This window comes from Streptomyces sp. NPDC045695 (assembly GCF_056432025.1).
Window position 1 is genome coordinate 101,351 of the sequence record NZ_JBWKJU010000014.1, and the last position, 21,016, is coordinate 122,366.

Annotated in this window: 18 protein-coding genes; 15 read left to right on the plus strand and 3 right to left on the minus strand. The window is 70.2% G+C overall.

Annotated elements, in window-relative coordinates:
* Positions 1–153 precede the first annotated feature (153 nt).
* Positions 154–351, plus strand: coding sequence for an antitoxin (locus AC07DU_RS23370; protein ID WP_479029542.1), 198 nt, complete (start codon positions 154–156; stop codon positions 349–351).
* 114 nt (positions 352–465) lie between these two features.
* Here the strand turns inward: AC07DU_RS23370 and AC07DU_RS23375 are convergent, their stop codons facing one another.
* On the minus strand, positions 466–3,105 hold the full coding sequence (locus AC07DU_RS23375) for an RICIN domain-containing protein (protein WP_479113332.1): 2,640 nt from the start codon (positions 3,103–3,105) through the stop codon (positions 466–468).
* A gap of 220 nt (positions 3,106–3,325) precedes the next feature.
* Here AC07DU_RS23375 and AC07DU_RS23380 point away from each other — a divergent pair, with 220 nt between their 5' ends.
* Positions 3,326–4,915: a sigma-70 family RNA polymerase sigma factor gene (locus tag AC07DU_RS23380; RefSeq protein WP_479113334.1), complete on the plus strand. Its 1,590-nt coding sequence runs from the start codon at positions 3,326–3,328 to the stop codon at positions 4,913–4,915.
* Between the two features lie 280 nt (positions 4,916–5,195).
* Positions 5,196–7,571: a non-reducing end alpha-L-arabinofuranosidase family hydrolase gene (locus tag AC07DU_RS23385; RefSeq protein WP_479113336.1), complete on the plus strand. Its 2,376-nt coding sequence runs from the start codon at positions 5,196–5,198 to the stop codon at positions 7,569–7,571.
* Positions 7,572–7,650: 79 nt separating this feature from the next.
* Here the strand turns inward: AC07DU_RS23385 and AC07DU_RS23390 are convergent, their stop codons facing one another.
* The gene (locus AC07DU_RS23390; protein ID WP_479113338.1) at positions 7,651–8,595 is read right to left on the minus strand and encodes a cupin domain-containing protein; all 945 of its coding nucleotides are present in this window, start codon (positions 8,593–8,595) and stop codon (positions 7,651–7,653) included.
* A 332-nt stretch (positions 8,596–8,927) separates the two neighbouring features.
* Here AC07DU_RS23390 and AC07DU_RS23395 point away from each other — a divergent pair, with 332 nt between their 5' ends.
* From AC07DU_RS23395 to asnB, 12 genes are all read left to right on the plus strand, one after another.
* Positions 8,928–9,053 (plus strand): hypothetical protein, encoded by a 126-nt coding sequence (locus AC07DU_RS23395; protein ID WP_360896597.1) that lies wholly within the window; start codon positions 8,928–8,930, stop codon positions 9,051–9,053.
* Positions 9,054–9,159: 106 nt separating this feature from the next.
* Positions 9,160–9,882: a hypothetical protein gene (locus AC07DU_RS23400; protein ID WP_479113341.1), complete on the plus strand. Its 723-nt coding sequence runs from the start codon at positions 9,160–9,162 to the stop codon at positions 9,880–9,882.
* A 63-nt stretch (positions 9,883–9,945) separates the two neighbouring features.
* A complete protein-coding gene (locus AC07DU_RS23405) occupies positions 9,946–11,238 on the plus strand; it encodes a serine hydrolase domain-containing protein (RefSeq protein ID WP_479113343.1) in 1,293 nt (430 codons plus the stop codon).
* Between the two features lie 9 nt (positions 11,239–11,247).
* Entirely contained in the window at positions 11,248–12,186 is a 939-nt protein-coding gene (locus AC07DU_RS23410; protein WP_479113345.1) for a hypothetical protein, read from the plus strand.
* Entirely contained in the window at positions 12,180–13,343 is a 1,164-nt protein-coding gene (locus tag AC07DU_RS23415) for a cytochrome P450 (RefSeq protein WP_479113347.1), read from the plus strand. Before AC07DU_RS23410 ends, AC07DU_RS23415 begins: the two co-directional genes overlap by 7 nt.
* Complete coding sequence (locus AC07DU_RS23420) at positions 13,340–14,227, plus strand: aldo/keto reductase (protein ID WP_479113349.1); 888 nt, start codon at positions 13,340–13,342, stop codon at positions 14,225–14,227. The genes AC07DU_RS23415 and AC07DU_RS23420 overlap by 4 nt, the downstream gene beginning before the upstream one ends.
* Positions 14,227–14,682, plus strand: a complete 456-nt coding sequence (locus tag AC07DU_RS23425; RefSeq protein WP_479113351.1) for a luciferase domain-containing protein — start codon at positions 14,227–14,229, stop codon at positions 14,680–14,682. Before AC07DU_RS23420 ends, AC07DU_RS23425 begins: the two co-directional genes overlap by 1 nt.
* Positions 14,675–15,358, plus strand: a complete 684-nt coding sequence (locus AC07DU_RS23430; protein ID WP_479113353.1) for an NADPH-dependent F420 reductase — start codon at positions 14,675–14,677, stop codon at positions 15,356–15,358. Before AC07DU_RS23425 ends, AC07DU_RS23430 begins: the two co-directional genes overlap by 8 nt.
* Entirely contained in the window at positions 15,352–16,362 is a 1,011-nt protein-coding gene (locus AC07DU_RS23435) for a Gfo/Idh/MocA family protein (RefSeq protein WP_479113355.1), read from the plus strand. The genes AC07DU_RS23430 and AC07DU_RS23435 overlap by 7 nt, the downstream gene beginning before the upstream one ends.
* A 2-nt stretch (positions 16,363–16,364) precedes the next feature.
* A complete protein-coding gene (locus AC07DU_RS23440; protein WP_479113357.1) occupies positions 16,365–17,681 on the plus strand; it encodes an MFS transporter in 1,317 nt (438 codons plus the stop codon).
* Positions 17,653–17,922: an acyl carrier protein gene (locus AC07DU_RS23445; protein ID WP_360896627.1), complete on the plus strand. Its 270-nt coding sequence runs from the start codon at positions 17,653–17,655 to the stop codon at positions 17,920–17,922. The genes AC07DU_RS23440 and AC07DU_RS23445 overlap by 29 nt, the downstream gene beginning before the upstream one ends.
* A 22-nt stretch (positions 17,923–17,944) precedes the next feature.
* On the plus strand, positions 17,945–19,786 hold the full coding sequence (asnB, locus tag AC07DU_RS23450; RefSeq protein WP_479113359.1) for an asparagine synthase (glutamine-hydrolyzing): 1,842 nt from the start codon (positions 17,945–17,947) through the stop codon (positions 19,784–19,786).
* Here the strand turns inward: asnB and AC07DU_RS23455 are convergent.
* A complete protein-coding gene (locus AC07DU_RS23455) occupies positions 19,770–20,768 on the minus strand; it encodes a helix-turn-helix transcriptional regulator (RefSeq protein WP_360896633.1) in 999 nt (332 codons plus the stop codon). The two genes, asnB and AC07DU_RS23455, sit on opposite strands and share 17 nt — an antisense overlap.
* Positions 20,769–21,016 lie beyond the last annotated feature (248 nt).

A 21,016-nucleotide genomic window follows, 5' to 3' on the forward strand; every position in this document is an offset into this window, starting at 1 on the left:
TCAGCGCCCTGACAGCGCCGCCGTGCTCCGGCCGTGCTCCGGTCTGCTCCCGAGCCGGCACCCCCCGGCGCCGCGTACCGGTCGGCCCGGGATGCGGCCTGCCCGGGGGGCCGCGATCCTGGAACCGACGGGGGACGCGACAAGGAGGCAGCGATGTCGATGATGGACAAGCTCAAGCAGATGCTGAAGGGCCACGAGACTCAGGCCGGACAGGGCATCGACAAGGCCGGCGACTTCGTCGACGGGAGGACGCAGGGCAAGTACAGCAGCCAGGTCGACACCGCCCAGGACAAGCTCAAGGAGCAGCTGGGGCCCATGGACCAGGGGCCGGACGCTCCGCCTCGCCCGTAACCGGGAGCTCGCGCGGGACCGGGCGGTGCTCTCGGCCATGGCGGGGCCGCAGGCCGTTGTGCCTGCGGCCCCGGTCGGGCGTCGGGTCAGGACGGGTCGGTCAGGACGGGTCGGTCAGGACGGGTCGCCGTACTGGAGGCCGCGCCCGTTGGTGCCGACGTAGACGCGGCCGTAGGTGTCGGGGTCCCCGCTGATGACGCCGACGCCGCCGATGCTGCCCCACTGGTGGGCGTCGTCGTTGACGCGGAGCCAGGTGGCGCCCTTGTCGGTGGAGCGGAAGACTCCGGTGACGTCCTTGACGGTGCCGATCAGGTACATGGCCTGGTAGCTGCCGCCCGGCGCGGCCTTGCCGAAGCCGAGGGCGGAGGCGGACTTCACCGTGGCGAGCGGGGTGAAGGTGCGGCCGCCGTCGGTGGAGTGCAGCAGCCCCTTGGAGCCGTCGGCGATCCACAGGTCCCCCGCGACGCCGGGGACGGCCGTGAGCCGGCCGGCGGGCAGGCTGGTGGCGCGGGCCGTGAAGGTCGCGCCGCCGTCGGTGCTGGCGTAGAGCGTGCCGCCGGACAGCGAGTAGAAGGTCTGCGCCGAGGCGCGGTCGGCGACGACCACGGCGCCGGTGCCCAGGCCGCTGACCTTCGACCAGCTCGCCCCCTTGTCGGTCGAGCGGTACGGGGCCTGACCGGCCTCGGTCCAGACGATGGCGGAGCCGTCCGCCGCGAGCGCCACCTGGCCGCCGTCGGCGCTGCCCACCGGCTCCGCCGGGAAGCCGTTCCAGCTGCTGCCGCCGTCGGTGGAGTAGGCACCGTCCTTCGCGCCGCCACGTCCGACGCGGACCATCACCGCAGGGTTGGACTGGGCGAAGTCGATGTCGGTGCTGTTGGTCATCATCGGGTTGTCCAGCCGCCCGGCGGGCACCTCCGTCAGGGAGTCGTGGCGGAAACCGCCCAGGTCACCCATGGCGGTGATCGCGGATGCGCCGCCCGGCGGGGCGATCACGTCCATCAGCGCGGTCTCCTCCAGCCCGCGGGCCCCCGCGGTGCTCCAGTGGCTGGTGCCGCCGCTGTCGGTAGCGGCTGCGTCCTTGCTGCGCCAGATGCCGCTGCCGGTGCCGTACAGCGCGTGCCCGGAGTCGAACGGATCGATGGCCAGGGCCGTCATCCAGTGCCCGGTGCCGGTGCCGACGTACGGGGCGGCGGCGGCGCTGCGCACCGACTTGGCGGCCTGCGCCTTCCAGGTCGCGCCGCCGTCGGTGCTGCGGTAGACCTCGTCCTCGGGCCACCAGCGGCAGAGGGTGGTGACCATCACCGTGGACGGCTTCTGCGGATCGACGGCCAGACCGGAGAACCCGTAACCGCCCTTGGACGGGGAGACGTTCTTCCACGCCCCGCCCGCCGGCGTGTGCTTCCACACCGAGCCCCCGGTCACGCCGTTGGGGCCGAGGGCGTTGGTGTACGACAGGTACAGCGAGCCGTCACCGGAGACCACGCCGTGCTGCGGCATCTCGCCGGTGGGCTGCCCGGGGACGGCCTGCCAGGTGCCGCCGCCGTCGGTGGAGCGGTACAGGGACGTGGACGTGTCGGCGACGCCGACGTAGACCGTCTTGCTGCCGGGCGGGCCGTACGTCACGAAGGTGATGCCCGCGCCGCTGCTCGCCCCGTCCTTGACGGGGAACGAGGGGACCTGGCTCCACGTCGCACCGTGGTCGGTGCTGCGCCACAGGCCGTTCTTGCGGGTGCCCAGCAGCAGGGTGCCGTTGTCCGAGGGGTTGACCGCCAGCCGTTCGCCCGCCCCGCGGCCGTCCTCGTTGGCGCCCAGCTTGAAGGGCAGGTCGGTGCGCTGGAAGGTGCGGCCCCGGTCCGTGGAGCGCAGGATCGCGCCGTTGCCCGCCCAGTGGTTGGTGTAGGTGCCCGTCGCGAGGTAGAGCCGCGCGGGATCGACGGGGTCGGTCGCCAGTGAGTCGATGCCCAGGAGGTTCCAGTCCTTCTCGCCGAGCCAGTCGGTCAGCGGGATCCACTGCTCGGCCGCCGGGTCCCAGCGGTAGGCGCCACCCATGTCGGTGCGCGCGTACAGCAGGCCCTTCTCCCGCGGGTTGAACACGAGCCCGGTGACGTAACCGCCGCCCACGACCTGAGCGTTCTTCCAGACGTACGGTCCGGCCGCGGTCCCCGGCCCGTCGGGCTGGGGCCCGGCCATTTTCACCAGCTTCCACTGCTGGTTGGTGCTGCCCCTGCCGGGGTACTGGATGACTCCCGCACCCTCGGCCGTGGAGCCTCCGGAGACGTCCAGGACCTGGCCGCTCCTGCGGGAGGTGAAGGTGACGGCGCCGGAACCGCTCACATCGTCGATCCGCCACTCCTGGGAGGTGGCGGAGCTGTCGGTCTGCTGCTCGGCGGCGGCTGCCTGGGCGGTCGAGTCACCCGCTATGCCGAGGACTTTGCCGCTGTTGCGGTTCACCAGCTCGTAGTAGCCGTCCTTGGTGGGCCTCAGCTTCCACTGCTGGTTGGCGGTGCCCTGGTCGGTCCACTGCTGGATGCGGGTGCCGTCGGCGGTGGAGAACGCGTTGACGTCGAGCGCCTTGCCGCTGCGTACGGAGACCAGCCGGTAGTAGGCGTTGCCGTCGACCGTCGCGGCCTGCGAGTCCTCCTGGACGAACAGCAGGTACGGGACGAGGACGGCGGGGACGCCGAGCAGCAGGCCGGTCGCGGTCCAGCGACGGCGGTGACGCCCGCGGCGCCCGCCGTTCGTGGGGTTCTTCATGGGGGGTGTTCTCCTTGCAAGCCACCGGAGGAAAGGCGGATCCGGCCACCGGGGCGGCCGGATCCGACTCCTTGTGGTCACAGGGCCCGCAAAGGGTTGCCGTGCGCCGGGAAAGTCGTCTGCGGGGCCGGTGATCCAGGGCACCGGCCCCGGCCGCATACCCTTGCCGACGCCAAGGTGCGGTGCCGTACTCGGCGGCCCGCTCCCCAGGGAGGTGGGAATGGGGCTCATGGATGCGGACCACACGGGGCTGGTCGTCGCCGCGCAGACCGGTGACGACCGGGCGCGCGAGGAACTGATCGCCGCGTACCTGCCGTTGCTGTACAACATCGTCGGGCGAGCGCTGAGCGGACATGTCGACGTCGACGACGTCGTCCAGGAGACCCTGCTGCGCGTCGTGCGCGACCTGCCCGCCCTGCGCGCGCCGGAGAGCTTCCGGTCCTGGCTGGTGTCGATCGCGCTCCGCCAGATCACCGACCACCGCCACCGCCGGCGCGTCTTCGCCGACCGGACCACGGTCATCGACGAGGCCCTGCGGATGCCGGACGCCGACGCCGAAGTCGAAGACGTGACGATCCTGCGTCTGCACGTGTCGGACGAGCGCCGCCAGGTCGTCGAGGCCGCCCGGTGGCTCGACCCGGACCATCGGGTGCTGCTGTCGCTGTGGTGGCAGGAATGTGCCGGCTCGCTGAGCCGAGACGACGTCGCCGCCGCGTTGGGGCTCACCGTCGCCCACGCCGGCGTACGGGTGCAACGCATGCGCGAGCAGCTGGAACTGAGCCGGACGATCACCGCCGCGCTGGGCGCCGACCCGCGCTGCCCGCAGCTGGACGAGACCGTCGCCCGCTGGGACGGACGGCGTTCCTCGGTGTGGCGCAAGCGGATCGCCCGGCACACCCGCGGTTGCCCGGTCTGCACGGCGATGACGACGGCGACGGCGACGGCGACCGGGCGGATCGCGGCCGAGCGGCTGCTCCTGAGCCTCGCGCCGCTGGCCGTCCCGGCCGGACTCGTCGCCGCGCTGACGGCCAAGGGCCTGCTGTCGGGTACGGCCGCGAGCGCCGCCGCCGGGCTGGCCACGGCGCAGGTGGCCGCCGGCACGGCGACGGGAGGAGGCGCTGCGCACGGCCTGCTGATCGGCAAGCTCCCGGCGGTGACCGCGCATCCGCTGGTGAGCCTCGCCACCGGCGCGGCGCTCATCGCGGGGATCGCGGGGACCGCCCTCTACGCGACCTGGCCCGAACCGGCGCGTCAGGTCCCCGGCGTCACCGCTGCTCCGGCGGCCGGCGGACCGATACCGGCCCCGTCGGCCTCCACCCCGTCGGCCGGGCCGTCCCCGGTGAGTCCGTCCGACGCCGCGAGCACGGTTCCGCTGGGCGCCCAGTCGCTGGAGTCGGTGGACGAGCCCGCCCTGTACCTGACGTACGCCGACGACTTCGCGACGCTCGGCCGGGCCTCCGCGTCCAGCAGCGCGCAGACACGGCAGCGGGCCACGTTCACGGTCGTCCGCGGGCTGGCCGACACTCGGTGCGTCACCTTCCGCGCCTCCGACGGCCGCTTCCTGCGCCATCGTGACCTGAGGCTCCGGCTGAGCGCCGACGACGGCAGCGAGCTGTTCCGTGAGGACGCCACCTTCTGTCCGCAGCCCGGGGCGGTCGCCGGGTCGGTCACCCTGCACGCGCACAACTACCCCGGATCGGTCCTCCGCCACCGCGACGGCGGCATCCGGCTCGACGGCTCCGACGGCACCCGGGCCTTCGCCGGCCAGGCCTCCTTCATCGTGCGCAGGGCCTGGGCCACCGCTCCCTGAGCGTGGGGGGCCGGGGCGCGGGGCGGGGTCGCGGGCCGGGTCGCGTGGCTCGGCGTAACACTTTTCGCGCGCGAGATGCATCACGGGGCCCATCGTCCGGGCGGCGCGCCTTTTCCGTTACGCGACGGGCCGCCCGGCGGCCTCCCCTTGCGTGGGGGAGTTCCCCCGTCGACGCATCCCCGGAAGAAAGCCCTTCAATGACGCGACACATCCATGAACCCCGGGCGACCGGTACGCAGGAGCGGCCCCATGCCCTGACCCGCGACCTCCGAGGAGAATCATGAAGGGCCTGCACCGGCTCGGCCGCAGCCGCCGGACCTGGACGGCAGGACTGTCGGCCGCGGCGCTGGTCGCCGGTGTCGTGACGCTCCTGCCCAGCTCCGCCGGAGCCGCGAGCCTCGGTACGCAGGCGGCCCCCTCGGGCCGGTACTTCGGCACCGCCCTGGCCGCCGGCCGGCTCGGCGACTCGCGGTACACCGCGATCGCGGACCGGGAGTTCACCATGGTCACCCCGGAGAACGAGATGAAGTGGGACGCCGTCGAACCGTCCCGCGGCCATTTCAACTTCGGGCCCGCCGACCAGATCGTCAACCGCGCCGCGGCACACGGCCAGCGCCTGCGCGGCCACACCCCGGTCTGGCACTCGCAGCTGCCGTCCTGGGTCAGCTCCATCGGCGACGCGAACACGCTGCGCAGCGTGATGAACCACCACATCACCACCCTGATGAGCCACTACAAGGGCAAGATCTACGCCTGGGACGTGGTCAACGAGGCCTTCGCGGACGGCTCCACCCAGCACCGCAGCTCGGTGTTCCAGAACGTGCTGGGCAACGGCTTCATCGAGGAGGCGTTCCGCACCGCCCGGGCGGCCGACTCCTCGGCCAAGCTCTGTTACAACGACTACAACATCGAGAACTGGTCGGACGCCAAGACCCAGGGCGTCTACGCCATGGTCAAGGACTTCACGTCCCGCGGCGTGCCGATCGACTGCGTCGGCTTCCAGAGCCACTTCGGCGCCGGCGGCCCGCCGGCCAGCTTCCAGACCACCCTGTCCAACTTCGCCGCCCTCGGTGTCGACGTCCAGATCACCGAGCTGGACATCGCCGGGGCGTCGCCCACCCACTACGCCAACACGGTCAAGGCCTGCCTGTCGGTGGCCCGTTGCACGGGCATCACGGTATGGGGCGTTCGCGACAGCGACTCCTGGCGCAGCGGTGAGAGCCCCCTGCTGTTCGACGGAAGCGGAAACCCCAAGGCCGCCCACACCGCCGTCGTGAACGCCTTCAAGGCCGCCCCCGGTACCCCCTCCGGCCCCGCCGGCACCGGGGAGATCAGGGGCGTCGGCTCCGGTCGCTGCATCGACGTCAACGGCTTCAGTACCGCCAACGGCACCCAGGCGCAGCTGTGGGACTGCAACGGACAGACCAACCAGCGCTGGACCCACACCTCCGGCAAGCAACTGATGATCTACGGCAACAAGTGCCTGGAGGCCAAGGGCAAGGGCGCCGTCAACGGCACCGCGGTGGTCATCGGTGACTGCAACGGCGGCGCCGGCCAGCAGTGGACCGTCAACACCGACGGCACGATCGCCGGCGTCCAGTCCGGGCTGTGCCTCGACGCCGTCGGCGCGGCCACCGCCAACCACACCAAGATCCAGCTGTACTCCTGCTGGTCCGGCACCAACCAGAAGTGGACCGGCCTGTCCAAGGCGACGACCCCGACCCCCACCACGCCGCCGCCGACGGGCGGCACGTGCGCCCTTCCGTCGACGTACCGATGGACGTCGACGGGCGCGCTGGCGCAGCCGGCGAACGGGTGGGGCTCGCTGAAGGACTTCACCCACGTGACGTACAACGGCAAGCACCTCGTCTACGCGTCCAACACGGCGGGATCGAAGTACGGCTCGATGGCGTTCAGCCCCTTCACGAACTGGCCGGAGATGGCGTCGGCCGGGCAGAGCGGGATGGGCCAGCCCGCGGTGGCGCCCACGCTGTTCTACTTCGCGCCGAAGAAGATCTGGGTGCTGGCCTACCAGTGGGGTTCGTGGCCCTTCATCTACCGCACGTCGAGCGACCCCACCAACCCCAACGGCTGGTCCGCGCCGCAGCCGCTGTTCACCGGCAGCCTTCCCGACTCGCCCACGGGCCCGATCGACCAGACCCTGATCGCCGACGGCCAGAACATGTACCTGTTCTTCGCCGGTGACAACGGCAAGATCTACCGGGCGAGCATGCCGATCGGGAACTTCCCGGGCAACTTCGGCTCCTCGTACACGACGGTCATGAGCGACTCGGAGAACAACCTGTTCGAGGCGCCGCAGGTCTACAAGGTCCAGGGCCAGAACCAGTACCTCATGATCGTGGAGGCGAAGGGGGCGAACGGGCGCTACTTCCGCTCGTTCACGGCCTCCAGCCTGAGCGGTACGTGGACCCCGCAGGCCGCCGGCGAGAGCAACCCCTTCGCGGGCAAGGCCAACAGTGGTGCCACCTGGACCAACGACATCAGCCACGGTGACCTGATCCGCAGCAACCCCGACCAGACCATGACCATCGACCCCTGCAACCTGCAGTTCCTCTACCAGGGCAAGTCCCCCACCGCGGGCGGCCCCTACGACCAACTGCCCTACCGGCCGGGCGTCCTCACCCTCCAGCGCTGACCCGACCGACCAAGAAACCCCGGCCGTACCCCGGCCGGGGTTTCTCTGTGCCCCGCACCGTCCGACGGTGCGGGATGTCCTACGCGGCGGGCGCGGGGCCGACGTCCGGGAGCCCGAGCTGGAACCTGCCGAACTGGGCGCGGTCCCGGGCGGCGAAGAACCGCTGCAACAGGTCCTCCTCCGCGAACGCCCCGTGTATCCGCGCGCGCACCTTCCGCAGCACCTCTTGCGGCTCCTCCGGCTGGCCGAAGCGCAGCAGCTCGGCGCACATCGCCTCGTCCTCACGGAGCTGGTCCAGCAGCCAGCGGGCCAGGTCCAGGCCGGTGGTGCAGGGGATCGAGCCGGTGATGTGGAGGGACGGGCCTTCCTCGGTCACCGGGTCGTGCCAGAAGCCCCGCGGCAGGAAGAGCACGTCGCCGGGGGAGAGCACCAGGTCGTCGACGACCTCGGCGGGCGGCGTGCCCATGGCCGAGTCCGCCGGGTGCATGGAGAATTCGTTGCGCCCGAAGATGCGCCACCGCTTCTTGCCCTGGAGCTGGACGACGAACACGTCGTGGTCGTCCCAGTGGGTGTTGAAGCTGCCGGTGGGCGCCCAGGAGGCGTAGAGGTTGAACTCGAAGTCGCTGAGCAGTCTGCGCTCGAATGCCTCGGAGAGCTGTGACACCCCGGGGTGGATCTCGTCCAGGTATCTCATCGAGAGCGTGTGGCCCGCACTGAGCGCCGCGCGCAGCTTCACCGGGTCGATGCGGACGCGTCGGCGGCCGCGCCGGGACGAACGCGCCTCCATGTAGGCGGCCTCGGCCAGCTGCTTGCCGTCCCGCGACAACCGCATCTGCGGGGATCTGAGCGGATGCGTCTCCAGGAGCTGGTTCAGGTCGTCCCAGCCGAAGACGTCCCTGATCTTCTCCGCGGCACCGGGGAACACGCGGTGTTCGCGGTGGTAGACCTGCGACAGGAAGTCGCCGGACACCACCGTGGAGATGACGTCCTCCATCGCGCCCGAGAGGTCTCTCGTGTATTCCATGATTCCTCCGTGATTCGCCTGCGAGCTTCCCCCGGCGGCTTCAGCCGGCACAAGAGGCGAAGGTGCTCATGAAGTGGCATTGCAGGAGGCTGAACGGCGCCGGTTGGCGAGCAATGTCCAGTTCGGCGGGGTCTGTTGCCTTCATGTTCCTGCAAGGTCACATCCTGTCCCGTTGCCCTCGTTGCCGTGCCGTCGATCTTGCGGCAATTCTTGTGTCAGCAAGCAGGCCGGTGCTTCGGACTGACGGGTAAAACCTTCAGGCGACTTCGAACCCGCGCTCTTGCCGATTCATATGGACAGGGGAGTCCGCTCCCCGTGTGAAAGGAATAATCATGGACGCTCAGGACACCAAGAACATCGAGATCGTCGAGGAGAAGTCGGTGCTCGAGGACATCGAGATGCTGGCTTGGCCGCGCAACCTCGCCGTTGTTCCCGCGGATGTCCTCGACCTGGTCTAAATCAGGGACGAGGGGCGGGTCGGCGTGCCTTCGGGCCGCCGGCCCGCCCCGCCTCTGAAGCGCGACCTCGCGACGGCATTGCAGGCATGGCAGAAGGACGTCTCCCATGAAGATCACCATTAGAACTCCCCACCTCACGGTGGTGGATGACTTTCTCGGCGAGGCCGAATTCGCATCGCTGGCGACCTCACTGCAGTTCCTGTCCTACCGCCCCATGCACGCCAAGGAATGGGTCAAGGCCTACGGACTGTCATCGGCGCCCGTCCTGCAGAGCGAGCTGGCCACCCGAGGACGGGTGGACTCCACTCCCCCGGGGATGAGCCGGGTCGGAGAGCTCGTCGAACGCATCGCCCGGCCGGACGAAGCGCTCCAGGACAGTTATCCGCAAGGGATCACCGGCAAGGGGTCCACCATCACCGGCCGCACCGTGCTCTCCGGGGTGGGAGCGGCTCTGAACTGGCACAACGACGCCGAGAGCCTGCTGGGTGCCTATGTCTTCTACGGGCATCCGCGCTGGGGTTCCACCTGGGGCGGCGAGCTGCTCGTCCTGGCCGAGGACGAAGCGGACGGCCGGGACCGGACCGGGAACTCCGATGATGGGCCCCGGGAGATCAACGGCGACCTGGGACCCGACTTCATGCTCGACGACCGTGCCGAGCGGTACCGGAACGACATCGGGCACGGCATCTTCGTCTCCGCCCGCCCCAACCGTTTGGTCCTGCTCACCTCCCGGGTCCACCACCGGGTCGCGCCGGTGACGCCCAGCGCGGGAGACCAGCCCAGGACGGCCGTCGTCGGCTTCTTCGTATCGGATGCGGGCGCCTCCTAGGAGCTTCCGCCATTCCGGCCCCAACTCTCAGCTCGGATTCGTGATTCAGTGACACCGCAAGCGATGATTCAGGACGCGATCGATCAGGCGATCGTGGAGGCGGGCACCAGCGGAAACATCGTGCTGCTTCTCGTCGACAAGGGACGCGAAACCCTGGTCGAGTGGGGTACGGAACACGCCGGTGCGACACCCGCGGATCAGTATTACCAGCTGGGTTCGATCTCGAAGTTCCTCACCGCGGTGGCGTGCCTCGTCCTGGAGGAGCAGGGCGAGCTGAGTCTGGACGAGCCGATGCGGTTCGCCGACCCCTTGATTCCCCGCTATCTGGGGCGAAGGGTTTCCCTCACGCCCCGCCAGGTCCTCCATCACGTCACGGGTCTCAACGTACGCAGCGTTCCCGGATACGCGCGCGATGAGTCGATTCCGGCCCTAGCCGACATCATCGCCGGCAAAGGCCGGTCGCCGGCGCTCGCCTTCACCGGGATACCGACGGGCCGTGTCGCCTATTGCAGCGGCGCTTTCGCGCTGCTTCAGACAGAACTCGAACACGGACACGACCTCGCCGGACTCCTCCCGGCTGCGCTCCGTGCGATGTCACCCGGGGTGGCCGTGCTGGCCGATGCGCTCGCAGGACCGGTGAACCCCCTCCTGGCCGAGGGGTTCATCCACCCCTCGATACCCGTCCCGTACGGCTCGCTCCACTACCCCGAGACCTGTGCCAGCGGCCTGTGGGCGCGTCCGAAGGACCTCATGACCCTGCTCGTCGACATCGCGGCCCACCTGCGCGGTGACGACCCGGGCGGCCCGCTGGGCCGTCGGATCCGTGGAGAACTGCTCTCCCGCCATCTCCACCCCAAGATGGCGATGTCCGCCCTGGTCGACGAGGACAAAGAAGGACGGACCTACTACCACCACCAAGGGGCCAGCGCCGGATTCACCACCGAATTCGCGAGCTACCCCGAGGACGACGTACACATCGTCGCGATGGCGACGGCCGCGGTCACTCCGCCCGAGCTGCGCACGGTGGTCAAGCAGGCGCTCGCCACCACGTCCGTGGGCACCCCGGTCCCTTCTCCGGGCAGCGTGCTCGCGGCGCAGAGCGCGACGTCGGCGGACAGCCGCACCGAGGACGCCGGGATCTACGCCGGCGACTGTCTCGGAGCCGAGGTGGCGCGGGACGTCGCCACGGTGCGCACGCAGAGCGGGTTCGAGCTGGAGCTGCGCAGGACGGCCCCCCATGTCTACGCGGTCCCCGGGGAGCAGTACCCCCGGTGCGTGATCGACGGAGACCGCATGCGGTTCGGCGACGGCTCCCGCCTGTACAGGCTCAGCCGCTCCTCGACCTCCGGATCCTAGGGAAGATGGGTGACTTCGGTGCCAGAACTCCTCGTACTCACCAGGATCCAGGGCGGCTGGGACCTCTTCCAGACCAGCTACGTCGAGGCTGCCCGGACGTTGCGCAGAAACCCCGGACGGCTTGCGGAGCTGTGGGCGGAGCGCCGTCGTGCGGTGGGTCTGCACCCGCTCTCCGACGACCTGCGGAAGCTCTACGGCGCCCAGATCGACCGGAGCCGTGCCGCCATGGCCACTCTGGCCCCCCCGCTGCTGCAGAGGTACGCCGACCACGCCGTGCCGCTGATCGAACATGCCTGGCTGCGGAGCATTCCGTTGCGGAGCAGCGCGGTCGAGGCGGCCCGGGCCGTGCTGAAGGAGCTCTCGCTCCCCGATGAGGCGGCATTGGCCACGGTCAGCAGCCCACCGGGCGGCGGTCCGGCCGGCCGGACCGCCAAGACGGCCACCGGCTTTCGCATCCTGGCCACCGACGACGGCACCACATCGTCCCTCGCGGTGCTCCTCCACGAGGTGGGGCACTTCCTCTACGAGGCCGACCCCGGACCGGGGCCGACCGAGGGCATCGCGCACTACGTCGAATCCGAAGCCGCGGCGCTGGCCCTCGGGCGAGTGGGGTTCGACAGGTACCTCACCGCACTCCCGGAGTCCGGCGAGAAACGGCGGCTGTGGGACTCGTACTGCGACACCGAAGCCTGGCTGAACCACTTCTACTTCCTGACGGAGGCCGCCGAGATGGGCCTCTGCGCGCCGCCTTCGGACACGTTGGACATGCTCTACCTCCGGGACACGTACGGCAGCACGGTCGGATACCAGTTCGTGTACGCCGCGGCATCGAGCCTCATGGCCGATCACCCGGAGCAGCTCGTCACCCGGCTGCGCACCGCCGCCGCCACCGCCGCCCCCGCTACCGCCGCCACCCGTACAGGAGAGGAGATGACCTCCACATGGTGATCGACCACGTAGGACAGGACCCCCAGGACGAGGTCGCGGCGCGCTTCTACAGCAAGATCGACCGCAGCAGGGCCGTCCAGCAGACCGGCGAGGGGCTCTGGTTGGTCCTCGGGCATCCGGAGGCCGTGCAGCTCCTGAGGGACCGCACCGTCAGCAGCATGACCAGAAACCCCGGGTCCGGCATCTGGGACCAGGTCTCCTCGCGCTTCTTCATGTTCAAGGACGCCCAGCAGCACATGCGGTTGCGGCGCATGGTCGGCGACTGCTTCACACCCGCCCGCCTGGCGGAGCTGAAGGCCGGCATCCGCCGGGCGACCTGTGAGCGCCTGGACCGGCTGGGCGAGGCCGCCGCGGCCGGGGGGCAGGAGGCCGACATCATGGCGACGGTGGCCTACCCCGTCGCCTCGGACGCCATCTGCCGGCTGCTGGGCGTGTCCCCGGTCGAGGGCGCCTTCCTCGGTCAGTGGGCCGTCTCCCTGTCCCAGCACACCAGCGACGAGCAGTTCAACCGCAGCGCCGACGAGATCCTGGCCTTCTTCCAGGAACAGCTGTCGGCCCACCGCACGACCCCCGGGGGCTCGGGACTGCTGCCGATCATGGCCGAGCGGGCCCTCGCCGCGGGCATCGACGACGACGAACTCCTCGCCACCTGCATTCTGCTGGTCGTCGCGGGCTTCGAGACGAGCGCGAACTTCTTCGGGAACATGCTCCTGTCGCTGCTGTGGCGTCGTGACCGGTTCGAGCGGCTGGTAGCCGACGAGGCGCTCGTCGCGCCCGCGATCGAGGAGCTCCTGCGGCTGCACAGCCCGGCGCACGTGGTGATGCGCAGGACGACCGGAGCCACCGTCGTGGGGGACACGGTCATACCGGCCGAGGCCCAGGTCGCCGTACTCCTGGGGCTCTGCAACCGGGATCCGCGGGTATTCGACGATCCGGACGCCTACCGCCTCGACCGCGCCTCCAATCCCCACCTCGCCTTCTCCCAGGGCCCGCACTACTGCGTGGGCGCGTCACTGGCCCGCGTCGAGCTGGAAGCGATGCTGCGCGCGGTCCTCGACCGCCTCCCCCTGCTGTCCCTCCACGCGGAGCAGTCGCTGCGCTGGTCGGGCCGCTTCCTGGGCAGGGGCCTGGACCGGCTGGAGGTCGTCGCGGCATGAGTACACGCACTGAGGGCGCCGTCGAGAACGCGCCCGCGGCGCAGCGGGCCCTGTCGTGGGGACCCCTGCGACTGGGCCTGGGCGGCAACCGCCTGGCCGGACCCGATTCCTTCGGCCCGCCGCGGGACGAGAAGGAGAGCCACCGGGTCGTCCACCTCGCCTGTGACCGCGGGGTGGCCGTCATCGACACCGCCGACTGCTACGGCCCCTACTGGTCCGAGCGCATCATCGGAGAGGCACTGAGCCGGCGTGACTCCCGGCCGCTCGTCGCCACCAAGGTGGGCGTGGTGCGCGACGCGTCCGCGGGCTGGTCCGTCGAGGCGCGACCGGAGGACCTGGCCCGGGCGGCCGAAGGCAGTCTGCGCAGGCTGAGGCTCGAAGCCGTCGACGTGCTGCAGCTGCACCACCCCTCCACCCGGGTCCCGCTGGAGGATCAGGTCGGCGCCCTCCAGGACGTACGGCGCCGTGGTCTTGCCCGTCACATCGGACTGTGCAACGTGACGCTGGAGCAGCTTCAGAGGGCTGAGCGCGAAGGACCGATCGTCAGCGTGCAGAACCATCTGCACGCCCTGCGCATCACCCCGGACGACCTGCGCCTGGTGGCGTACTGCAAGGACCGCGGCATCACCGTCATGGCCTACCAGCCCTTCGCCGAAGGCGCCCTGCTGAACGAGCCCAGGGTCGTGCGAGCGGCCGAACGCAAGGGCGTTCCCGCCGCCCAGGTGGCGCTGGGCGTGCTGCTCGACCTCGGCGACCACGTGATGCCGATCCCCGGATCGGGGTCGGCGCGCCACGTGCAGGCCAACGTCGACGCCGTCGTGGACCACCTCGGCCTGGCCGACCGCGGGTACCGACCGACACCGACCGATGCGGAGCACCTGTGATGAGACTGCCCGAACGCTCGGGGCCGCGGCCCGTCACCAGTGCCACCGTGCCGCACCAGCAGCTCACCCAGAGCTCCCCCTACTACGTACAGCGGCGGCTCCTGCGCCGGTGCGAGGAGCTCGCCGGCGTCGAGGTGTCCGCCACCAGGGTGTCCGTACCGGGCGCCGTCGGCCTTCACCTCACGCACGCGGGGCAGGACGGCCGGCCGCTGGAGTTCGCGCACGCCCACCCTTCGTACGACGGCTCGTGGCACGTCAGCCTGCCGGCGGGCGAGGCGGCCGCGGTCGTCGAGGCGGGATGGGGCGAGTACCACCCGCTCGCCGGCGACCGGCTGCCCCGGGGCACCGTTCTGCTGTTCGCACCCAGGGACGGCGAGGAGTCCGATGTCTGCTTCGACGTACTGAAGAGCGCCCATGCCTTCGCTTGCCGCACGCTCGGGGGATCACGTGACTGACGACGACCTCGGTTCGGTGTGCGTGCTGGGCGCCGGCCGTTTCGGAACGGCCCTTGCCCTGCGGCTGATGGACCACGCGGTCAGCACGCGGGTCGCGACACGCCGCGACGACGCCGAGACGCCCGGCCTGCTGGACCCCCTGCTGGAGCGGCGGGCCGTGAGGCCGACGCTCGAAGCGCTCGACGGGGCGGACATCGTGGTGCTCGCGCTTCCCTTCCCCGCCGCGGTGAACCTGGCGGAGAAGTTCCCCGGGTTCGCCGAGGGCCGCATCGTCGTGGACGCGACGAACCCGCTGACCGAAGAGGGCGATGGCATCGTCCTGCCCCCCGACACCAGCGGAGCGGTCGAAATCGCGCGGCGCATCCCCTATGCGCGTCTGGTCAAGGCCTTCAGCACCTGCACCGCGGAGGAACTCGCCTCGGACGCGACCGGGGCGCTCAATCTGGTGGCGGCGGACGACGAGGCGGCGAAGCAGACCGTGCTGCGGCTGTCCCGCCACATCGGTCTCGCGGGGCTCGACGCGGGCGTACTGGCCCACTGCGGTGTCCTGGAGGGGATGGCGCTCCTGCGTGAGGAGATCCGTCGCCGCAACCCGGCCGCTGCCGCCGAGGCTGCCGCCCGCCGCCTGACGGGAGCTCTGCTCGCGCCCGGTACCGGGGTGGAACACCCATGCTGAACTGGGGATTCATCGGGGCCGGCCATGCGGCCAGGGTCGCCATGGCGCCGGCTGTGCACCAGTCGAGGCTGGGCACCCTGCGGATCGCGGCCGCCAGGGAGCTGCGGCGGGCCGAGGCGCTCTCCCCGCAGAAGCAGAGCACCGACTACGAGGACGTGCTGGCGGACGACGCCGTGGACGTCGTCTACATCAGCCTGAGCAACGAGAGCCACCTGGCCTGGTGCGTCAAGGCGCTCGAAGCGGGCAAGCACGTGCTGTGCGAGAAGCCGCTCGCCCTGTCGGCCGCGCAGGTGGACCGGATCGCGGAAGCCGCGGACCGCGCCGGGCGCATCGTCTCGGAGGCCATGTGGTACCGGTGGCACCCACGGATGCGTTCGGCCGAACGGATCGCCGCGTCCTTCGGCCCCGGAGCGCACACCGAAGCGACGTTCGCCGTGCACCGCACGGACCACGCGAACTACAGGTGGGACCCGGCGAGGGGCGGCGGCGCGCTCTACGACCTGGGGGGCTACGTTCTGAGCGCGGTACTGGCCCTGAACGGCTGGCAGGCGCCCCGGATCGTAGCGAGCGCCATGACCACCGGCCCGACCGGAGTCGACACGAGCACGACGGCGTCACTGGCATGGGACGACGGCGCGACGGCCGAGGTCCACGTGTCGTTCACGGCGGAGCGACCGCGCGAGGTCCTCGACCTGCGCGGAGCGGGAGAGCAGCTCTCGCTGCCCGACTGGCCGTTCTCCGCGGTGGCCCAGGACACCGTGCACCTGGTCCACCGCGACAGGTCCGGCCGGAAGGCGGTGACGGAGTACTCCGACGTCAACTCCTACCGCCTGATGGTGGACGAGTTCAATCGTGCGGTGAGCGGTGATGACGGCCGGCGCGGCGAGAGCGGCGAGAGCGGCGAGCTCGTCGAGCGCGCCTGGACGATGCCGCTCGCCGAGTCCCGTGCCGTAGCCGCGCTGTCCGAAGCCGTGGCCCGTGAAGCCTCATCCAAGGAGAACTGACGATGGACCCCACACCCAGCGGACGGCCCTTCCAGAAGCTGTGGGCAGCCACCGCCACGTCGAACCTCGCGGACGGGGTGAGCCTGGCCGCGGCGCCCCTGCTCGCGGCCACCGTGACCCACGACCCGGCGCTGATCGCCGGCATCACCGTCGCGCAGAGGGCCCCCTGGCTGGTCCTGGCCTTCCTATCCGGAGCCCTCGCGGACCGGCTGGACCGCAAGCGTGTCGCACAGGCGGCGAACTGGATCCGCGTCGCCGGATTCGCGACGCTCGCGCTGGCGGTCCTGGGCGACGCCGTCTCCATGCCGCTGCTCTACGCGGTCTTCTTCGCCATCGGGACGGCCGAGACGCTCTACGACAGTTCGTCGTCCGCGTGGCTTCCGACCCTGGTGGACCCGGACGACCTGGGCCGGGCCAACGGACGGCTGCAGACCACCTTCGTCGTCTGCAACGAGTTCGTCGGACCGCCGGTGGGCGGGTTCCTCTTCGCCTCCGCGGCCGCGGCCCCGTTCGTGCTCGGAGCCGGCGGCTATCTGGCCGCCGTCGGCCTGCTGGCGCTGATCCCCTCGGCCACCCGCCACCGGCAGGAGTCGTCCGCAGAGCCCCTGTCCGCGGAGCCCCTGACGGTGAAGGGCATCGCCGCGGACATCGCCGTCGGCGCGCGGTGGTACTGGTCGTCGCCGACGCTGCGGTCGCTGAGCGTCATCGCGGCGATGGGCAACGCCGTCAGCGCCGCCACCTACGGCATCCTCGTACTCCTCGCCACGGACGTGCTGGGTGTCACCTCCAGCTGGTACGGCGTACTGCTCGCGGCCAGCGCCATCGGCGCGGTCGTCGGCGGTCTCGTGGCCGGCAAGGTGGGCGAGTGGATGCCGCTCGGCACGCTGATCCTGGTGACGAACCTGCTGTCGGCCGGATCCACCATCGGCATGGGACTGGCGATCAGCCCGGCGGTCACCGTCGCCTTCATGGCGCTGGACGGCTTCGTCGTCCTGATCCAGACCATCCAGGTCGTCACCCTGCGACAGCAGATCGTGCCCAACGAGCTGATGGGCCGCGTCACCGCGGCCTACCGGTCCGTCGCCGTCGGTGCTTTCACCGTCGGAGGGATCGTGGGCGGCCTGGTGGCCAAGTTCTTCGGAATCCCCGCCGCCTTCTACGTCGGTGGTACCGCCATGGCGGTCACGGCCCTGGCGGTCCTGCCCGTGCTGAACAACAAGCGCCTCGCCCAGGTGAAAAAAGAGGCAGCAGATCCGGAAGAGACTTCCGGATCCCGTTCGATGAAGGAGGATGAAAGTGAAGGAATTCACTCTCGATGACCTGGTGCGCATCCTGCGGGAATGCGCCGATCAAGACGTCTGGACCGAAATCGAGCTGGGCGCGGACATAGCGGACGAGGATTTCGAAAGCCTCGGATATGACTCGCTGTCGCTGTTCAACACGCTCACGCGCATAGAGAACGAATTCGGAGTCGAGCTCTCGTTCGACATCGTCTACACGGCCGCGACCCCAGGGACCCTGGTGAAGGTGGTCAACGAAGCTCTTCTGAGCAAGGCGTAAAAGAGAGACGGGGGTCAGGGACATGTGCGGAATCGCCGGGTGGGTGGACTTCGGACACGACGTGTCGGCACGGCACGAAGAGATCCGGAACATGACGGACACGCTGGCTTGCCGCGGCCCGGACGCGGAGGGGATGTGGACGGCTCCGCACGTGGCTCTGGGCCACCGCCGGCTCGCCATCGTCGACCTCGAGGGCGGCCGTCAGCCGATGACGGACGACGACCGCGGCCGTGAGCGCGTGACGCTCACGTTCTGCGGAGAGGTCTACAACTTCTCCGAGCTCCGTACCGAGCTGGCCGGGCACGGCCACGCGTTCCGCACGCGCAGCGACACCGAAGTGGTGCTCCGCGCCTATCTCCAATGGGGCCCGTCCTTCGCCGAACGCCTGAACGGCATGTTCGCGCTGGCGATCTGGGACGGCCGCAGCGACGAACTGACGCTCCTACGCGACCGCATGGGCGTCAAGCCCCTGTATTACTTCCCCACCCCGGACGGTGTGCTCTTCGGGTCCGAACCGAAAGCCATACTCGCCCACCCGAGGGTGTCCGCGCGCGTGAATTCCGACGGACTGCGCGAAGTCCTCGACATGGTGAAGACGCCGGAGGCGGCCGTCTATTCGGGCATGTACGAGGTGCGGCCCGGGCACATCGTCCGGGTGAGCCGGAAGGGCCTGGTCAAGCTCCGCTACTGGGCGCTGGAAGCCCGCGAGCACACCGACGACCTCGGTACGACGATCCGGACGGTCCGCGAGCTCCTGGAAGACACCGTCCAGCGTCAGATGGTGGCCGACGTCCCCCTTTCCTCCCTGCTCTCCGGCGGCCTGGACTCGTCCGCCATCACGGCTCTCGCCGCCCGCACGCTGGGATCGGAGCGGCTGAGGTCCTTCTCCGTCGACTTCGCCGAAGCCGCCGCCGGGTTCCAGCCCGATGCGGTACGCGGCGCGGCCGACGCCCCCTACGCACGCGAACTGGCCCGGCACGTCGACGCCGACCACACCGAAATCATCCTGGACAGCGGTGAGTTGCTCAGCCCCGCCGTGCGCGCGGCCGTCCTGCGCGCCACGGACCTGCCGCCGGCCTACTGGGGTGACATGTGGCCGTCGCTCTACCTGCTGTTCAAAGCCGTGAAGCAGCACACCACCGTGGCCCTGTCGGGGGAGTCGGCGGACGAGCTCTTCGGCGGATACCGGTGGTTCCACAATCCGGGGGCCGTACGGGCGGACACCTTTCCGTGGCTCACGTCGGGTTCGGCCCGCTATTTCGGCGGACTTCAACTGCTCGACCGGGGACTGGTGGAGAAGCTCGACATTCCCGGATACCGCCAGGCCCGCTATCACGAGGCCCTCAGCGAAGTGCCCGTACTGCCGGGCGAGGACCCGGGCGAGCGCCGCATGAGGGAGATGAGCCATCTCAACCTCACACGCTTCGTCCAGACGCTGCTGGACCGCAAGGACCGCATGAGCATGGCGGTCGGGCTGGAGGTCCGGGTCCCCTTCTGCGACCACCGGCTGGTCGAATACGTGTTCAACACCCCCTGGTCGATGAAGGCATTCGACGGCCGGGAGAAGAGCCTGCTCCGCGCCGCCACGGCCGACCTGCTGCCCACGTCCATCCTGGAACGCGTGAAGACCCCGTACCCGACCACTCAGGACCCGGCCTACGAGAGCGGTCTGCGCACCGAGATGGCCGAGATCCTCCGCGACGGCAACGCCCCGGTGCGGTCCCTGCTCGACGTGGAGAAGGTGCGGGCGGTCCTGGACCGGCCGCAGGGTGCGACCAGCCGGTCCTACGACCGGGGCAGTCTCGAGATGGCGATCTGGCTCAACAGGTGGCTCGGCTCCTACGACGTCACTCTGGATCTTTGACGCCGGAGTCGCCGAGGAGGTCCGAGGTGGCCAGCAGATAGCCGAGCTGCGCCCGGTTGGTGGATCCCAGCTGCTCGGCGATCTTCGCGATGTGCGAACGGCAGGTCCGCACGCTCATCCCCAGCCGCCGGGCGATGGCCTCGTCGACGTAACCCGAGATCAGGAGCTGGCAGATGGTCCGGCGGATGCCCGGAATCACACTCGGCTCCTCCCGGCTCCGGCTGCTTGACGTCAGGGGGGTCCCGCGCTGCCAGGCGCGCTCGTAGACGTCCACGAGGAAGGCGATGAGAGCCTGGTTGCGGACTTCGAGAGCGCTCTGCCGGTCGCTGCGGGCCGGGATGAACGCCACCTCACGATCGAAGATGATCATCCGCTCGAACAGCTCGTCCAGGGTCCGGACCTGCGCCGACGCACCGGCGTCGCTGATCTGGTGGATGTAGTCCATGGTCGCCGGGTTGTAGCGCACGGTGTGCTGGTACAGCGTCCGCAGCCGCACCCCGCGGCCGAGCAGGGCACGGCTGCGCTGCAGGGCCTCGGACAGGACCGCCGAGGAGCGGCCGCCGCCGGGCTGGGCCGTCAGCAGCTCGGTGGTGCACCGCTGGGTGGCATCGTCGATGGCGGCGTTGATGGCCGGCAGGCCCTCCAGCATCACCAGGTCCGCGGTGGGGCGCTGCTGGGCGTTGTAGAGGGCCTCGATCGGGTCCAGGGCCCGCTGCAGTCCCTGGGTGACCGCCTGACGCTGGTGGATCTCCTCCTCGATGGGGCGCACGAGCATGGCGAGGGCGTAGGACGGGCGGACGGGCATCAGCGTCCGCTCGGCGCCCGGGGCGGGCTGGAGGAGCTGCATCCGCAGGAGGCAGGCGGGCGCGGAAGGCTGATCGGCGTGACCGGTGCGGACGGCGTCCATGTAGTACTCGACGCCCCGCTGGCAGAGTGCACCACTGTTATCGCACTCATTGCCCGATTCACACGCTTCGTTCATGTTCAGCCTCCTGCAATGTCACTTCATGAGCACCTTCAACTCTTGTACGGCTGAAGCTGTCGCGAGAAGCTCTCATCCATCGCGGGTATCCGCCCGCGAATGAGGGGGAAATGATGAAGCTTCTTCACAAGGCTACCGGGCCCGCAATCGTGCTCATTGCACTCGTCTCGGTCCTCACAACTACCGGCCCTACCGCTGCTAATTCGGCGGGCACCGAAACTCACGCGACCGCCAGTGCCGCCGGTTCC

Bases quoted from the DNA above. Each gene is read 5' to 3' on its own strand.
- AC07DU_RS23420 (WP_479113349.1), top strand. From the start codon at position 13,340: ATGAGTACACGCACTGAGGGCGCCGTCGAGAACGCGCCCGCGGCGCAG.
- AC07DU_RS23390 (WP_479113338.1), bottom strand. From the start codon at position 8,595: ATGGAATACACGAGAGACCTCTCGGGCGCGATGGAGGACGTCATCTCC.
- AC07DU_RS23455 (WP_360896633.1), bottom strand. From the start codon at position 20,768: ATGAACGAAGCGTGTGAATCGGGCAATGAGTGCGATAACAGTGGTGCA.
- AC07DU_RS23415 (WP_479113347.1), top strand. From the start codon at position 12,180: ATGGTGATCGACCACGTAGGACAGGACCCCCAGGACGAGGTCGCGGCG.
- AC07DU_RS23370 (WP_479029542.1), top strand. From the start codon at position 154: ATGTCGATGATGGACAAGCTCAAGCAGATGCTGAAGGGCCACGAGACT.
- asnB (WP_479113359.1), top strand. From the start codon at position 17,945: ATGTGCGGAATCGCCGGGTGGGTGGACTTCGGACACGACGTGTCGGCA.
- AC07DU_RS23445 (WP_360896627.1), top strand. From the start codon at position 17,653: ATGAAAGTGAAGGAATTCACTCTCGATGACCTGGTGCGCATCCTGCGG.
- AC07DU_RS23395 (WP_360896597.1), top strand. From the start codon at position 8,928: ATGGACGCTCAGGACACCAAGAACATCGAGATCGTCGAGGAGAAGTCG.
- AC07DU_RS23435 (WP_479113355.1), top strand. From the start codon at position 15,352: ATGCTGAACTGGGGATTCATCGGGGCCGGCCATGCGGCCAGGGTCGCC.
- AC07DU_RS23400 (WP_479113341.1), top strand. From the start codon at position 9,160: ATGAAGATCACCATTAGAACTCCCCACCTCACGGTGGTGGATGACTTT.
- AC07DU_RS23440 (WP_479113357.1), top strand. From the start codon at position 16,365: ATGGACCCCACACCCAGCGGACGGCCCTTCCAGAAGCTGTGGGCAGCC.
- AC07DU_RS23380 (WP_479113334.1), top strand. From the start codon at position 3,326: ATGGGGCTCATGGATGCGGACCACACGGGGCTGGTCGTCGCCGCGCAG.
- AC07DU_RS23405 (WP_479113343.1), top strand. From the start codon at position 9,946: ATGATTCAGGACGCGATCGATCAGGCGATCGTGGAGGCGGGCACCAGC.
- AC07DU_RS23375 (WP_479113332.1), bottom strand. From the start codon at position 3,105: ATGAAGAACCCCACGAACGGCGGGCGCCGCGGGCGTCACCGCCGTCGC.
- AC07DU_RS23425 (WP_479113351.1), top strand. From the start codon at position 14,227: ATGAGACTGCCCGAACGCTCGGGGCCGCGGCCCGTCACCAGTGCCACC.
- AC07DU_RS23385 (WP_479113336.1), top strand. From the start codon at position 5,196: ATGAAGGGCCTGCACCGGCTCGGCCGCAGCCGCCGGACCTGGACGGCA.